This window comes from Novosphingobium sp. KA1 (genome assembly GCF_017309955.1).
In the GTDB taxonomy this organism is placed as follows: domain Bacteria; phylum Pseudomonadota; class Alphaproteobacteria; order Sphingomonadales; family Sphingomonadaceae; genus Novosphingobium.
Window position 1 is genome coordinate 410,219 of sequence record NZ_CP021248.1, and the last position, 15,496, is coordinate 425,714.

11 protein-coding genes are annotated in these 15,496 nt (G+C 61.6%); 1 reads left to right on the forward strand and 10 read right to left on the reverse strand.

Annotation, left to right across the window (positions count from 1 at the left end; genetic code table 11):
- Nucleotides 1-13: 13 nt before the first annotated feature.
- A complete protein-coding gene (locus tag CA833_RS19625; RefSeq protein ID WP_207080872.1) occupies nt 14-1,612 on the reverse strand; it encodes a bifunctional 3-(3-hydroxy-phenyl)propionate/3-hydroxycinnamic acid hydroxylase in 1,599 nt (532 codons plus the stop codon).
- Nucleotides 1,613-1,715: 103 nt separating this feature from the next.
- Between CA833_RS19625 and CA833_RS19630 the strand changes: the two genes are divergently transcribed.
- On the forward strand, nt 1,716-2,735 hold the full coding sequence (locus CA833_RS19630; protein WP_255535888.1) for a LysR family transcriptional regulator: 1,020 nt from the start codon (nt 1,716-1,718) through the stop codon (nt 2,733-2,735).
- 118 nt (nt 2,736-2,853) lie between these two features.
- On the opposite strand, the gene CA833_RS19635 is transcribed toward CA833_RS19630, so the two are convergent.
- The 9 genes from CA833_RS19635 to CA833_RS19675 form a co-directional block, all read right to left on the reverse strand.
- Complete coding sequence (locus CA833_RS19635) at nt 2,854-3,462, reverse strand: DUF1080 domain-containing protein (protein ID WP_370584616.1); 609 nt, start codon at nt 3,460-3,462, stop codon at nt 2,854-2,856.
- Between the two features lie 348 nt (nt 3,463-3,810).
- Nucleotides 3,811-4,875: a sugar phosphate isomerase/epimerase gene (locus tag CA833_RS19640; protein ID WP_207080874.1), complete on the reverse strand. Its 1,065-nt coding sequence runs from the start codon at nt 4,873-4,875 to the stop codon at nt 3,811-3,813.
- Between the two features lie 17 nt (nt 4,876-4,892).
- Entirely contained in the window at nt 4,893-6,008 is a 1,116-nt protein-coding gene (locus CA833_RS19645; RefSeq protein ID WP_242526545.1) for a Gfo/Idh/MocA family protein, read from the reverse strand.
- Nucleotides 6,005-7,699, reverse strand: coding sequence for a GMC oxidoreductase (locus CA833_RS19650; RefSeq protein ID WP_207080875.1), 1,695 nt, complete (start codon nt 7,697-7,699; stop codon nt 6,005-6,007). The genes CA833_RS19645 and CA833_RS19650 overlap by 4 nt, the downstream gene beginning before the upstream one ends.
- Complete coding sequence (locus CA833_RS19655; RefSeq protein WP_207080876.1) at nt 7,699-8,343, reverse strand: gluconate 2-dehydrogenase subunit 3 family protein; 645 nt, start codon at nt 8,341-8,343, stop codon at nt 7,699-7,701. The genes CA833_RS19650 and CA833_RS19655 overlap by 1 nt, the downstream gene beginning before the upstream one ends.
- Nucleotides 8,340-9,347 (reverse strand): sugar phosphate isomerase/epimerase, encoded by a 1,008-nt coding sequence (locus CA833_RS19660; protein ID WP_207080877.1) that lies wholly within the window; start codon nt 9,345-9,347, stop codon nt 8,340-8,342. The genes CA833_RS19655 and CA833_RS19660 overlap by 4 nt, the downstream gene beginning before the upstream one ends.
- A gap of 10 nt (nt 9,348-9,357) precedes the next feature.
- Complete coding sequence (locus CA833_RS19665) at nt 9,358-9,735, reverse strand: DUF6379 domain-containing protein (protein ID WP_207080878.1); 378 nt, start codon at nt 9,733-9,735, stop codon at nt 9,358-9,360.
- Nucleotides 9,736-9,746: 11 nt separating this feature from the next.
- Nucleotides 9,747-11,096 (reverse strand): MFS transporter, encoded by a 1,350-nt coding sequence (locus tag CA833_RS19670; RefSeq protein WP_207080879.1) that lies wholly within the window; start codon nt 11,094-11,096, stop codon nt 9,747-9,749.
- Nucleotides 11,097-11,632: 536 nt separating this feature from the next.
- Complete coding sequence (locus CA833_RS19675) at nt 11,633-14,026, reverse strand: TonB-dependent receptor (protein WP_207080880.1); 2,394 nt, start codon at nt 14,024-14,026, stop codon at nt 11,633-11,635.
- Between the last annotated feature and the right edge of the window lie 1,470 nt (nt 14,027-15,496).

Here is a 15,496-nt window from a genome sequence, read left to right on the forward strand (position 1 = left end):
CCTGTAGTCCGGTTCAGGCCGCGGCTTCGGGAAGCCGAGCAGTGATGGGGGCGTGCATCTGCGCGGCGAGATCGCCGATCAGCGAGGCGGCTGCCTCGTGGGCAGCGCCGCCGAAGCAGAAGAAGTCCGGGCGAATGATCGCGAGATCGACGCCGTGGCTGTTCAGGAATTCGAGGTAGACGCCGTCGCAATCGAGCACCGCGTCATGCGAGGAGGGATCGTCGAAGACTGCCACGCTCACATCGTGCTCCTTCAGCCAGGCGCGGCTCTCGGGATCGAGGGAGGAGACCAGGTCCTTGCGCGCCCAGATCTGGAATCCGGTGCCGAGCAGGTTGTCGCCTCGGCACCAGCGCACGCCGCGCCGGACCATGCCCTGCGGCGTCTTGGCGCCGGCTGCGGGGCCAAGAGTGCCATCCGCCTCGCGATGAAGAATGCCGGCGGTGAGGTTGGGCAGATCGGGCGGGCGGCGATCGCCGTCCTTGCGCATCCCGGCGTTGCGCTTTTCCGCTTCTGCCGGATCGACGATGTTGACGATGCGCGAAAGCATGTCGGAGCCCATGAGAATGGTCGTCACATGCGGCTTGCGCTCGACTTCGTAGGTATCGAGCAGGTCCTCGGCGCTGCGCCCGGCAAGCACTTCGACGAGCTTCCAGCCGAGATTGCGTCCGTCGCGGATCGCTGCACATCCACCCTGGCCCATGTAGGGAGGCATGGTGTGGGCCGCGTCGCCGGCGATGAACACCCGGCCAACCCGCCACTTTTCGGCAAGGCGCGTGTGGTAGTGGTAAACGATCTGGCGCATGATGCGCACATCATCCGGTCCGAGACCGTGTTGCTTTGTCAGGAACTCCCAGGCGACCGAAGGGACCGTGACTTCTTCGTCGGTCTCGTTTTCCATGACACGGAACTCGAGACGCAGGTAGCGCTCACCGATCGGCATGTACATGTGCGGACGCGCCGGATCCATGAAGATGGCAAGCTTGTTGAATTCCTCGGGGAGGGGGCGCTTGAGCTCCGCGTCGAAGTTCAGCCACCGCTCATGCAGGTTGAAATCGCGGACCTCGATGTTCATCGCCGAGCGCACGAAGCTGCGCGCTCCGTCGCTGCCGACCAAGTACTTGGCCCGGAAGGTCTCGGTCTCTTCGGTCGGCCTTGCGATCTCGGCATCAAAGCGTGCAGCCACGAGCGTGACCCCATTTTCGTCCTGTTCGATGCTGAGCGCTTCCCAGCCCCGGCGTACCTCGACATTGGGCATCGTCGCGACCTTGTCGGCGATCCCGCGTTCGAAATCGGGCTGGAAGATCGAAACGCGTGCCGGCCAGCCACCCATCTGTCCGGGATAGAGCACACGCATGATCGGCTCGCCCGCCGTGTCCACGAAATGGGCAGCGTCCTGAACGCAGCTTTCCTGGAAGCCGAGATCGACGTCGGCGCTGGTCGCCTGAACGACGCGGCAGCACTCGCCGTCAAGTGTGGTGAGGCGTGGCAGCGGGTAAGGCTCCGGCCAGCGTTCGAGTACAAGGACCTTGAGTCCGGCTTCACCCAGGGTCGAGGCAAGGACTTCACCCGCCGGCCCATATCCAATGATTGCAACGTCGACGTCGTGCGACACCAATCCACTCCCGTTTGCTTGTTTGCAGTTCTGGAAACCGGAATATGGAGGTGAGGATCATTGAACAACGTCGTGATCTATATTACCGTCATCACTCAGGCTGATGACCTGCCGGGATCAAAAAGGCAGGCGAAACTGGGAGAGAACCTTGCCTCAGGTGCAAGTCCAAGAAGATGATTCGGGTCGAATCGACCTCAATCTCCTGCTCGTTTTCGACATGGTCATGGTCGAGCGCCATGTGACGCGCGCGTCGTACCGTCTTGGCCTCACGCAGTCGGCCGTCAGCAATGCGCTCAACCGCTTGCGCAAGCTGTTCGACGATATGCTCTTCGTGAAAGCCGCGCGGGGCGTCGAGCCTACACAGCGCGCGCTTGCGCTCTGGCCCGAGATCCATTCGGCTATTGCGCAATTGCAGAGGTCGGTAAGGCCCGGCACTTTCGATCCGGGCGTGACCGAAGTCGAGTTCCGCATGTCGATGGTCGACCTCTCAGCGGCGCTGATGACGCCGCACATCTACACGCTGATTTCTGCCGAAGCTCCAGGCGTCAATCTCTCCTTCCTGCCGCATAACCCGGATCTGACTGCAGAGCGCCTCGTGCGCGGCGAGGTCGATTTTGCCGTCAGCATCGAGCCGCCTCGAATGAGCGTTCTTGAGGCAATGCCTTTGTGGACCGAGGAATACGTCGTCGCCGGCAGGCGCGGCCATCCCATGCTGAACCGCAAGATATCGCTTGAGGATCTGTGCAGTTACCCGCAGTTGGCGGTCAATCTCTCGGGAGCGCCTGACGCGCTCTCGCCATTCGATATCGCACTGCAGGAGAGGGGGATGAGCCGCCCCGTCAAGCTGGTGGTCAACCAGTTCCTGGTCGCGACGACGATGTTGCGAGAATCGGAGTTGCTCGCAGTGTTGCCTTTGCGCCTCGTGGTCGATGCGTTTCGTCGGAACTGGATCAGCTACCAGCCCCTTCCGTTCAAGATGCCCGAGGCGACCCTCTATCTCGTCTGGCACAAGCGCAACAACGGGCTGCCGGGCATGACCTGGCTGAAGGATATCATTCTGCGCGCGACCGCTGCCATGAACGAGGATGTGGCGCGGGAACTGGGCGAAGCGAAGGTCGCCTGACGCCAAAAAGGAAACGAGCCAGCCGAATGCGCCAACCCCGGCCCGGTGCTATCTAGTGGGAAGGGCTCGGCGTTCGGTTTAAGCAGGCAATGGGTCGCGGCGAGCGGAAATCGATAGGTTAGATCGAGCGGATCTTGATGTTTCTGAACATGATTTCTGCAGCCTCGATCTGTAGCAGGATGCGGCCTTTGTCGAGCCGGACATACTTGGTCTTATCGATGGCGTCCTGTCGCTGCATGCCGTAGAGGGCGGTGACAATTCGGCCATTGACGATGTGAGCTGCTGAATCGCCTTTGGCGATGACTTCCACGGTGTTCCATCCATCGAGTTCGTCAAACGCACCGTCGGCCCTGATCCATTGCCGCAGAGTGCCTCCAACATTTGCTTGAGGGGCATATTGCGAGTTTCCGGGCAAATCCTCAGGCCAGGATGGAAGTCCGCCAAGCGAGACCGCCTGGATCGCGCGGTGATTGATGGGCAGCGCGTCGCCGGTATTGCGATCCATGATCTGGTATTCGATCGAGTCAGGCCAAAGGAAATCAGGCCCCATCGGCGTGTGATATAGAATTCCGCTGTCTCGCTTCCACAGCATGCGCGGGTCATGGCGCCGCGTACCCCACTGGTACTCGAGACTGAGATGGTAGTCTGCGTATTCGCGGTCCGTCGCCAGATAGCCCATGCCGGCCTTGAGCGGGCCTCGAAACTTCGGACCGAGGATATGAATGATACCGTGCTCGACAACGGCAGCGTCGTCGCGGTCGGTCGCGCCGACGCCGTTCTGAAAAAAACGTCCAGCCGGAAAGATCGTGACCGTTGAAGAGGGGGCGCCAGTCCGGCGCGTCGGCGGGCCCGCCGGACGAATGAGCCGGCTTCCTGGTTGCAGCCTCGATCCCTGATCCTGTTATGAGCCCGGTGGCGGCCATCGGGCCAAGTGCTTCTCTCCTGGTCGGTTTCATGGATCATAGCTCCTCTCGCATGCGGACGAGATCGCGATCTCGTGCGCACACAGGTTCTCTCTCGGCAGGGCAAGGCGCCGCCGCGGATCGTTATCCGACTTCAGCGTAGTCCTTTTGGGCTAAACGCTGGCAGCAATCCCCATCAGGCGCGCGTTGAGAGCGCGGTCGCTGCCGCTGCTGGCGAAATCGTCGAAGGCCCGCTCGGTGACGCGGATGATGTGATTTGCAATGAACGGCGCTCCCTCTGCGGCGCCTTGCTCGGGGTGCTTGAGCGCGCATTCCCATTCAAGCACGGCCCAGCCATTGAAGTCGTATTGCGCCATCTTCGAGAAGACCTGCCCGAAATCGACCTGCCCATCGCCCAGCGAACGAAAGCGTCCCGGCCGGTCCACCCAGCTCTGGTAGCCACCGTAGACGCCGACGCGGCCATTGGGGCGGAACTCGGCATCCTTCACATGGAAGCACTTCACGCGCTCGTGGTAGATGTCGAGGAAAGCCAGATAATCGAGCTGTTGCAGCACGAAGTGCGAAGGGTCGTAGAGAATGTTGGCGCGCGGGTGATTGCCGACGCGATCGAGGAACATCTCGAAAGTCGCCCCGTCGTGCAGGTCTTCGCCGGGATGCAGTTCGAAGCCGATATCGACGCCGTTCTCGTCGAACACATCGAGGATCGGTTTCCAGCGCCGCGCCAGTTCGTCGAAGGCATCCTCGACCAGACCCGCCGGGCGCTGCGGCCAGGCGTAGAAGTAGGGCCATGCTAGTGCACCGGAGAAGCTCGCCTGCGTGGTCAGGCCAAGACGGCGGCTGGCCATCGCGGCAAGCTTCATCTGCTCGACGGCCCATTCCTGCCGCGCCTTGGGATTGCCGCGCACATGCGGGGCGGCAAAGCCGTCGAACTGGACGTCATAGGCCGGATGAACGGCGACAAGCTGGCCTTGCAGGTGCGTCGACAGCTCGGTGATGGCGAGGCCCTTGTCGGCCAGCATACCGGTGATTTCGTCGCAGTAGGTCTGGCTTTCGGCGGCCTTTTCCAGATCGAACAGCCGGGTGTCGTTGCTGGGGATCTGCAAGCCCTTGTAGCCAAGCCCGGAAGCCCAGTCGGCGATGCTCTCCAGCGTGTTGAACGGCGCTTCGTCCCCTGTGAACTGGGCCAGGAAGATGGCGGGGCCTTTTATAGTTTTCATGGGTTCTCTCGCTTCGGTCAGGCGGGGAACGCGGTCCAGCCGAGGTCATCGCGGCTGGCGCGCACGGCAAGGTCGATCAGGCGCATTCCGCGCAGGCCATCAGGCATGCCGGGAACCAGAGAACCCGGCTCGCCGCGCAGCTGCTTCGTGAAATCGCGATAGAGGTTGGCGAAGGCTTCGAGATAACCCTCCGGATGGCCGCCCGGCGTGCGGCTGGCGGCCACCGCATCCGCACCAAGGCCGGGATCGCCCGCCTGCACCAGTTCGGTCCGGCCATCGAGTTGGTAAAGGCGCAGCTCGTTCGGGCTCTCCTGCCGCCAGCAGAGCCCTCCCTTCTCGCCATAGACACGCAAGGCAAGGCCATTGCGTTCGCCCACGGAGATCTGGCTAGCGAGGAGCGCGCCGCGCGCTCCGTTCTCGAAGCGCAGCAGGATCTGGCAATCGTCGTCGAGCACGCGGCCCGGCACCACTGCACCAAGGTCGGAGAGGAGGCGCGTCACTCGAAGACCGGTCACGAACTCTGCCAGTTGGAAGGCATGGACACCGATATCGGCAATGCACCCGCCGAGCCCGGCCCGCGCGGGATCGACGCGCCATTCTGCCTGCTTGCCCTCGGCCTCGGCGGCGAGCCAGCCTTGCGGATATTCGACCACGACCTTGCGGATCGCGCCGAGCGCGCCGCCCGCAATCCGCGCCCGTGCTTCGCGCACCAGCGGATAGCCGGAATAAGTGTAGGTCAGCGCGAAAGGTAGCCCTGCATCGGCAACCAGCGCGGCCATTTCCTCGGCCTCGGCTAGAGTGGCGGTGGCAGGCTTGTCGCAGATCACCGGCACGCCTGCCGCAAGCGCGGCCTTCACGGCGGGAAGGTGATGGAAGTTGGGCGTCGTTACTGCAACGAAATCGATCCCGTCCTCGCGTGCTGCCTCTGCGCGCAGCATCGACTCGATGTCGGCGTAGGCGCGCGCAGGGTCAATCCGATAGCTCTCGCCCGCTTGGTGGGAGCGCTCGGCGTCGCTGCTGAAAGCGCCGGCGACGAGCTCGATTTCGCGGTCGAGTTCGGCAGCGATGCGGTGCACGGGGCCGATGAAGGACCCGGGGCCGCCGCCGACCATGCCCATCCGCAACCGCCTCACAGAGCGTGCTCCTTCATGCGAGAGACCGCTGCATCGCAGGCCCGGGCGGTCAGCGCCATGTAGGTCAGCGAGGGGTTCTGGCACGCCGTCGAGCTCATGCAGGCGCCATCGGTAACCAGAAGGTTCGGTACGTCGTGAGCCTGGTTCCAGGCGTTGACCACCGACTTGGATGGATCGTTGCCCATGCGGGCGCCGCCCATTTCATGGATCGAGGAGCCGCCTGGATCGGGCTCGGCCGAGCTCATGACGACAGTGCAACCTGCTGCCTCGAGCATCTTGCGAGCCTCGGCTTCGGCATCGCGAAGCGCTGCCTTTTCGTTTTCGCCGTAGCGGAAACTGATCTCGACTTGCTCGAGGCCGTAAGGGTCCTTGATCTCCGGATGAAGGGTGATGCGGTTGTCGGCATTGGGCATGCATTCGGCAAAGGCCCCGAGGAACAGCGACCACTCGCCGGGTCCCTTGAGCTCTTTCTTGAGTTCGGTACCGAGGCCCGCCATGTCGCCGCCCCGTTTCCATCCGCGCCGGGAAGCGGCGCCCTGGAACATGTAGCCGCGATGGAAGCTCTGCTGATCGTCGCCAACATTGCGGAAGCGCGGGATGATGATGTTGTTGGGGCGATTGCCGAAATAGCTGCGGTTGTCGATGCCGTGGACAAGGCCGACCGCCGCGGTCGAGGACGCGTGGTCCATGAGGTAGCGACCCAGAACGCCGCTCGAGTTGGCAAGGCCGTTGGGGAAGCGTTCCGAGCGCGAGCGCAGCAGAATGGCGTTGGTGTTGATGGTCCCGGCGTTCATCATGATGAGCTTGCCGGAGTAGGTCTCGCGGACCCTGGTCTTGGTGTTGAGCGTACGCACGCCGGTTGCTCGTCCGGAAGCCGGATCGTACTCGATCGATTCCACGATGGTGTCGGTCAGCAGTGTAAGCAGGTTCGTGTTGCGGGCTGCGGGCAGGGTCGAGGACTGGGTCGAGAAATAGGCGCCGTACGAGCAGCCGCGACCGCAGAGCAGACGTTTCTGGCACGGGCCGCGATCGCCCACTTGCTTCGTGATGTTCGAAGAGCGGCCCATGATCATCCGGCGGTCCGGGAACTTGGCTTCCATAGCCTCCTTCACCACCTTTTCGGCGGCGCGCATCTCCATCGCGGGCAGAAAGTGGCCGTCCGGGAGCACTTCCAGCCCTTCCGTGGACCCGGATACACCGATGAAGTCCTCGACATGGTCGTACCACGGCGAAAGGTCGGCATAGCGGATTGGCCAGTCGACGCCGTGGCCGTCGGCCTTGTTGGCGCCGAAGTCGATATCCGACCAGCGATAGCACTGGCGGCCCCAGATCAGCGATTTGCCGCCGAGCTGGTAGCCGCGGAACCAGTCGAAGCGCGTTCCTTCGGCCTGCTGGTAGGGGTTCTCCTTGTCGTTCACCCAGTGATCCTGCGTGTATTCGTTGAAGAACATCGTCTTCTGGCTCTGCAGGAAATATTCGCGCTTGTAGAGATTGGCATCGCCAAACCCCTGGAAGGGCATATCCCACGGGGCTTTCATCTCGTTGGTGTAATCGGTCTGGTGCTCGATCATGCGCCCGCGTTCGATCATCAGGACCTTGAGCCCGCGCTCGGTGAGTTCCTTTGCGGACCATCCGCCGGTGATGCCGGAGCCAACGACAATGGCATCAAACTGCTCGAATCTAATGTCCATCAGAACACATTCTCTACCCAATAGTTTGACAGGTACGGGACTTGGTTGACGTCGACGTCCGCGCGGTAATCCTCGCCCGCAATCAGCTGGAAATGAAGTTCGTGCGCGCCGCCCGTTTCGGTGGTGTAATAGCTGCACACGATAGCATCCTTCACGATCCGCCAGAGGTGCTGCTCGAGCGGTTCGCTGAGCGCTGCGGGACCGTCAGCACCTGCCGAGGTCTGCGAGACGGGAGGCCTGCGGTGTGAGAAGGTCTCCTTGTCGAGAGCCTCGAGCGCGCGAAGCTGTTCCTCCGGGCTGGCCGTATCGAAGAAGCGGCCGGGAACGCGCCGATCGAGGAACGAGGCCAACATGCCGAGCGTTCCCCCGTCACCGCCGAACAGGCCATGTACGAAGGCGTTGGGCAGGAACTGTGCGACGCCGGCCCCAGTGGCGCCTGCGGTTTCTGTCGCCGGCAACACGATGTCACATACCCTCGATACGAACAGGGGAGAAGCTGCGCGCGCGGCAAGAACAGGCTCGGCCGTCATTGCACCGCGCACGAGCAGCCCTCCACCGAAGATGGCGAGCCCGCCAAGGCCCGCCAGCTTCAGCACATCGCGCCGCTGAGTCCCGATCCGGGTACCGGACGCAGCCTCGTTCACGGCTGGATCTTGTCCAGAATGCGGCGGGCGAGGGCATGGTGACGGCGTATCTTGTCGAAGCCGTCGGCATCGTTCCACATGTGCCCCTCGTACTCGCTGGACATGAAGCCATCGTACCCGGCCTCGACGAATACGGGGAGGATTTCCTCATAGTCGACGGCGATTTCATCGCCGTTGTCGTCGAAATCGAAGAACTTGCCATGCACGTGGATGACCTGGTGCATGATGTCGGCCCAGCTCTTGGGCAGCGCCCTCGAGAACAGACCGAAGATGATCACCAGCGACATAATGTGGCGATCGTTGAAGCCGCGCTCGCGTGCATCGGCTATGTAGGCATCGCGCCGGACGTAAGGCTCGCCGTCCTTGATCCAGTAGTCCTTGGCGAGCGCGATCAGGTCTGCCGGCACACCGTTCTGCATTTGCGCTTCGAAGAAGCTTGGCGGTACGGCGCGGGCGGTGGCGCCAAAGTCCGGGATGAAGCCGACATGGCTCGAATTCACCCGGTCATACATCTTGCGATATGCAATGATGTCGGGATGGTTCGCGTGGTGCGGGGCGTGGACTTCCAGGCCGAGCTTCACGTCGAGTTTCTCGGCGGTGGGCACCAGACGTTCGATAACGGAAGGGCCTGCAGGGTACTGATAGCGGACCAGCGGGAAGCCGAGCTTGGCTGCGGCTTCGAGCTGGCGAACATGGTAGGCGAAGCTTTCGTCCTCGGTCATCGGACGATCTGGATCGATGCGCAGATCTGCATTGATGCCGAGGCACGAGGGAATGAGTCCGGTCTCGTCGATCAGTCCCTTGAAGTGTTCTGCAAACTCATCGGAGACCTCGGGAAATCCGCGGATGCTCTGGAAGCCCACGACTTCGAGGCCGGGGCCGATACCCTCGGCGGCCACTTTGCGGACCAGTTCGTCGAAGGTGTACTCGCGGGCATGAAATTGGGTGGTGAGGCTGTAGAGGGTCGTGCCCAGCTTCAGTCCCCGGGAGGTAACGGTGGTCATGGCGGGTTCCTCAGTTCGCAGTCAGGGTCTTGGTCGTCTTGACGATGCGATTGAGCCCCTGGATGTAAGGGGGGCGCACTGCGATCGTGACCGAGACTTCGTGTTCGGTTCCACTGGCGACAGGTTCGTGGTCGACATGCAGCAGGGCGCTGTCGAGAACATACCACCAGTCATCGGTTCTGGGGCGGAGCTGGTCGAGGCGAAGGTTTTCCCCGTTCAACTCGAACGAAACCTTTTCGCGTTCGATCGTCTCGCCATCGAGGACGACCTCGACGACTTCGACAACCGAGAGCGGGAGGGTGCGATACCAGGGAAGGCGCACATCCACATCGAAGCCAGTCGAGGTGCCGGTAAGGCCACCATCGCTGACCACGCGATGATCCATCATTGTCTTGTTCCTTAGTTAGAAGAAGGTGCCTCGGCGCTGTGCTCGAAGCGATAAAGCGACATGACGACGATGAACCCGACCATCAGTATGGCCTGGCCACCGTAGAAGACCCAGCGCAGGGCCGTATTGGCGCTCTCGGACGGCGCATGCGGCGAGTATCCGGCGAGGCCGAGCGCATAGGCGGTGACGGCGATGCCGACTGCCATACCGAGTTTGGTTGCGAAGCTGACCGAGGAGGAAAGCAGGCCCTCGGCGCGTTCACCGTAGCGCTCGTCCTGGTACTCGACTGCATCGGCGGCCATGATGAACGTCGTTGCCGCAAGAATGCCGCCTACGACATTCGTCACCGCGAAAATCGCGACGAACAGGGGGATGTTGTGCTCGACGAAGGGCAGGGTGAGAAACAGTGCCAGCGTCACGCTGTTCGCGATGATATTGCCGCGCCGCTTGCCGAAGCGCAGCAGGAACAGTCCCGAGACGAGGCCACCGATCAGGATGGCTACCGACATTAGCGGAAGCGCGATCGAGACCACGCCCGGATTGCGCAGCACATCCTTCGCCAGATAGACGAAGCTCGAGACCATCACGCCGATCTTGATGAAGATCAGCATCGCGGCAGCAAAGGTCAGGCGCCAGATCGGATTGGAGACCATCTGCCGGATGCTGGCGGAAATCGGGCGGCCTTTGCCGGTGGCCGCGCGCGAGTGGCGTTCGCGGCAGTTGCGGAAAGTGATGAGGAAGATGCCCGTCGTTGCCAGGCCTAGGATCGCGGCAGTGGCCGTGAAGCCGAACTGGCGATCGCCTTTCCCGATCATCCCGACCAACGGCATCGCCGCGCCGTAAGCGACGATCGAGGCGATCGAAGAGCCCATGGCGCGGAAACTGCCGAGCTGCGTTTTCTCGCGCGGATCCTTCGTCAGCATCGGCTGCATGGCGCTGTAGGGCACGTAGAGCAAGGCATATAGGATGCCGAGGACCGTGAACGTCACGTAGGCGTAGACAAGCTTGAGCGTCGGGCTGACATCCGGCACCGAGAACGTCGCAATCGTCATGAGCCCGAATGGCAGCGCCGCCCACAGAAGGTAAGGTCGGGCCTTGCCGAACCGGCTGCTGGTCCGGTCGACGAGAAGGCCGACAATGGGATCGATCGCGGCATCGGCTACCCGGGTGACCAGCATCAGCGTGCCGAGTGCGGCAACGGGCAGGAGAGCAACGTCCGTGTAATAGAGAAGCAGGAAGCCGGTGACCATGTTCCAGGCCAGATTGGCGGCAATCTCGCCGCCGCCGTAGCTCAGCTTCTCGGTCATCGTCAGCTTGGCGCTTGGCGCCGCAGACTGACGCGGGTGTTCAACGGGAGGCATTGCCGAAGCGGTCAAGGAAGCGTTTTGGTTCACGAGCAAAGGGCCGATCCTGAAGGGGAATTCGTAAGGTTCACGAATGTGGGCAGCGCGCCCGGAGCAATGCGCGGCCGTTTTGCGTGCTCGACAGCCGCGGCGAGCTGCGCTGGAATGCGCGCGCGCTATCGGGACCATTGGTCAAAAGGGCTGCCATCTCATCTCTCCGTGCGCCTTTACGTCCTGTGGCTTTATGCCACGGGCAGGACCTGCGCTGGCCCGGCTGGATCAGTTGAGCGAAGCCCAGGGGAGGACTCAATAGCCTCACACGCATTACGATTATCACTGGGAGTGATGACGGTGTGTCGTATTCCGGCGCAATCGGGGCAGACCCGCAGTCGATCCGCGAAAAAATGGCAGGAAACGCGGGGGTTCTGAGCGCGGAAGGGTGTTGCCCTATACCTCCGCACTAGCGGTTGCCTCGTGCGGAATGTGTTGCGCCGTGCGAAGAAAGGGGACGCCTTGGCGCCCTCTTTCCCAGATATTCGCCGGCCGCAGCGCGCTTACCAGTTGAGGCGTGCTCTGATTCCGTAAGTTCGGGGCGCCAGCGGACTGCTGGTGAAGACCTCGAGCTGGTCGTTATAGGCACTTTGGCCGAACGGCCGGTTGTTCTCGATGTTGTTGACGTATACGGAAACCGACCAGTCCGATTTTTCGGGAGCGAACTCGATCGAGGCGTTACTCATGAAGTAGGATTTCTGCTCGCTGACGCCTTTCAGCATCTCGAAGCCGATTACGCTTGCCGACTGGTAGTGGGTTTCCGCCGACAGAACGATGCGGTAGTCACCGAGCGGCACGGTCTGGTCGATGCCGCCGTTGAGCGTCCATTTGGGCGAACGAAGTGCCCGGAAGCCAGAGCAGTCCACCTTTGCGAGCGATGCGCTAACAGCTTCCACCGGGCATCCGGTTACCACGGGGCCGTTGGTTGTCGGAGCTTCGTAGGTGAATTCGTCATACTTCGCGTCGAGGTATTGCGCATCAAGATGCAGCTTCGTGTTCGTAAGGGCCCTCAGCTGCGCCGAGACCTCGAAGCCCTTGTTGGTCGAGCTCCCTGCATTCTCGGTGATGAAAACCTGCGCGCCGTTGATGTCGGTCGCGAAATGGGAGATCTGCTGATTGCGGTATTTCCAGAGGAACGCCTCGAAATTGAGTTGGAGGCGGCCGGAGAAGAAGCGGTTCTTCGAGCCTATCGTGTAGGCATCGATGGTCTCTGGCCCGTAGCTGTTGTTGAGCAGCGCGAAGGCGAAGCCGCCCGCATGGAAGCCGTTTTCGAAGCTTGCATAGAGCATCGATTCTGCCGCCACATCGTATTCGACGGCCGCCCGGAACGTCGTCTTGTTGGTCGTGAGATGGTCGTCGACCGGAATTGGCCCAAGCTGATAGATTGTATGGGCGGCATCAGCGCTCGGCTGGATGAAGACGGAGGGCGGGCCGGCCGCGACCTGGACGAGGTTCATCTTGGAGATCACGTCGGCGACGCTGGGACCGAGCACGAAGAACGGAGCATTGGGACAGGCCGGGATCGGCACCGTCGGTGCGGTGCAGATATTGAGAAATACGTTGCTCACGCCGTCGAAACGCTTGCGCTCATGAGTGTAGCGTATCCCGCCGACGAACCGTAGATTGTCGGTCGGGGCAATGGTCAGGCGGCCGAATCCGGCGGTCGAGGTCGTTCCGGTCTTGAGGTTCTGCAACGAGGTGAGCGAGTAGATGTTGAACTGATACTGGCTCGAGATATTTTCGTCGTAGTTGTAGGCGCCGACTAGCCAGCGGATCAAACCTTCGTCGGGGCCAGCAAGGCGCGCTTCGAGGCTGAACTGGTTGTCCTTCTGTTTCGTGTACGCCGGGAAGCCGACGCCGAAATCGAGCCCGTTGAGATCCGACCACCGCGTCGCCGCAAGCACAGTCAGCTTCGCGAACCCGAGGTCGGCGCCCAGCTCGCCCTTGAAACCCCAATAGTCGTTGTCGGTGAACGGCTGTTCGACAATGCCCTGGCCAAAGCGGCCACTCAAGAACGAGTACTGGCCTTCGAAAATGGCAGAGCTCAGCGGATCCTTGAGGCCGATCCTGCGCGATACCGGCGATGTGGTCGTCGTGCCGGAAAGCGGATCGATATAGGCGGAAATCACTGAGCCGTTCCCGTTCCCGCCGTCGTGGGCGTAGTCCGCCGAAAAGCGAATGCTGAATGCGTCGCTGGGTTCCAGGAGCAGCTGCGTGCGCATTGCCCAGCTCTTGGCATCGTTCGTTCCATCCGAGAGATAGCCGTCGTGGCGGTTCAGCGTTCCAGCAACGCGCAGAGCTGCGATCTCTCCGAGCGGGACATTGACAGCGGCGTCGAGCTTCAGGTCGTTGTAGTTTCCATATCCTGCGCCAACGCTGCCCTCGAAAACGCCGAGATGGGGTTTGGCGGGAATGACATTGATGGCGCCCCCGGTCGCATTGCGGCCATAAAGCGTGCCCTGCGGGCCTTTGAGAACCTCGACCCGCTCAAGATCGAAGAAGGTGTTGCGCATCGAAGTCGGCCTGCCGATGTAGATGCCGTCCACGTTGAAAGCGACGCCCGGATCGGTGTAGCTGTTGGCCGAAAGCGTGCCAACGCCGCGAATGAAAAGCGACTGGGCACCGGCTCCGGTCTGGCTGATCTGAAGAGCAGGAACTACAGCGGTCAACTGGGTTGGATTGGTGACCCCGGCATTGGCAATGTCATTGCCGCTTACGACATCGATGGGAACGGCCGCCCTCTGGAGACTTTCCTGTCTGAACTGTGCAGTGACCACAATTTCGTCGAGCGAAACGGTTTCGTTCGATTGAGCTTCTGTAGTAGTCGTTTGCGCTAGAGCCGTATTCGGCAGAATGATTGCCGCAGCACTAGTCGCTGCGAAAATCCCAATTCGCATAACCTCTCCCCTAGGTGATGATCGGGGCGCTTATTCATTATTGCCCCTAGGAAGAGATCGCCTATCCAACGCCTATTAATCAATTGGCTGCTCGCTGATATTGCTTATTGATTGGAGTGATAATCCTCTGTTTCCGCACAGATCGACTGTAAGTGCGGCCAGTGACGCAGCACTCTGGTCTGCATTCTCTTCTATCCGGCGGGGCCAGCGAGCCCACTGTCGACTTTGAGCCCAGGCAGCTTTGGAACTCCGTTGGCCTTGGCACTGGCTCTCAACATAGTGACGATGTTCTAGCATCGACCCTAGCGTTACATCAGCTTTTTAAGGGCATGATCGACCCGGTGGCTTGCAAAGGCCCGCGCTGGTAGCGCGCGGCGTCGCGCGTCGATCGATTAACCATCGACGACTGGCCTTCTTGCGCCGTCGAACCGCGACAGCACGCCTGGAGCCGCAAGCCGCTAGAGTTCCTGTTGCAAGGGGTTGGCCTCTGGGGAGGTCGCCACCAAGACGAGGCGCTGAACCATTTCCTAGTCTGGCGCGATTATCGGTCCGACAGTCAGTGGGCGTTGGAGGCGGCGTTGTGGCCGGTGGGAAGCGAACTGGGGCCGACAGCGCGCCAACCTCTGGTATGCCGCTCGAGAGGAACGCCGCACTCGTCGCAAAGCGCGAGATAATGGTCATTCTTGCCCCGCGAAAGGGATACGGGTGATGGCTTGTGCCGGCCGATCAGGCAGAAAATCGACATGACCGGACAATACTGCAAAACCGGCCAGGTCGGGCAGGGGGAGTTTCTCCACAGCTTGTGGATAGCGTGGATAATTGTGTCTCGGTCGCTTTAAGTGTTCGCATTCGGGACTGACGTGCGGCCCCCGTCAGTGGAGGGAAGGCCTTGTGTAAGCGAAATCCCGTGGACCTGTCGAACTATACGATCTTTCCGGCGTCTCTTGGTGCCTCGCCCGGTATCTGCGTCAGCGAGGGACGCTGTTGATGACGTGAGGCTCACGTTGTGCGACGCCGAGCCGAGGTCGATGGAAATGGGCATGAACCCGTCTGTCCAGCGGTGGCAATGGGTTCGTGTTCTTTTTCGGTTCCCGCACCATGGCCAGTCGCAAGGGCGGGATGTGCCTCCTGTCTTCCGCATTTCGCGGAGAGATGAGGATTTGCAGATGGAGCCGGGCGGACGTGCTGAGAGCAGCGCGATGTGGATGGGGGGAGAGGGAGAGAGGGAGAGAGGGAGAGAGGGAGAGAGGGAGAGAGGGAGAGAGGGAGAGAGAGAGAGAGAGAGCGAGGAAGAGAGGCTCCTGCAAATTTCCGCGTGGCTTGTGCAGTATCCCGTGTTCGTGACCTTGCTCCGAATTCAGCCGGCGAGGTTCAAGGAATGCAGCCCTTGAGCTGGCGAAAAAAAAGCCGGCCATGAAGGCCGGCTGGAAAGTCTTTGGGAGAGGATGCCTGAAAGGCACGCGCCATATG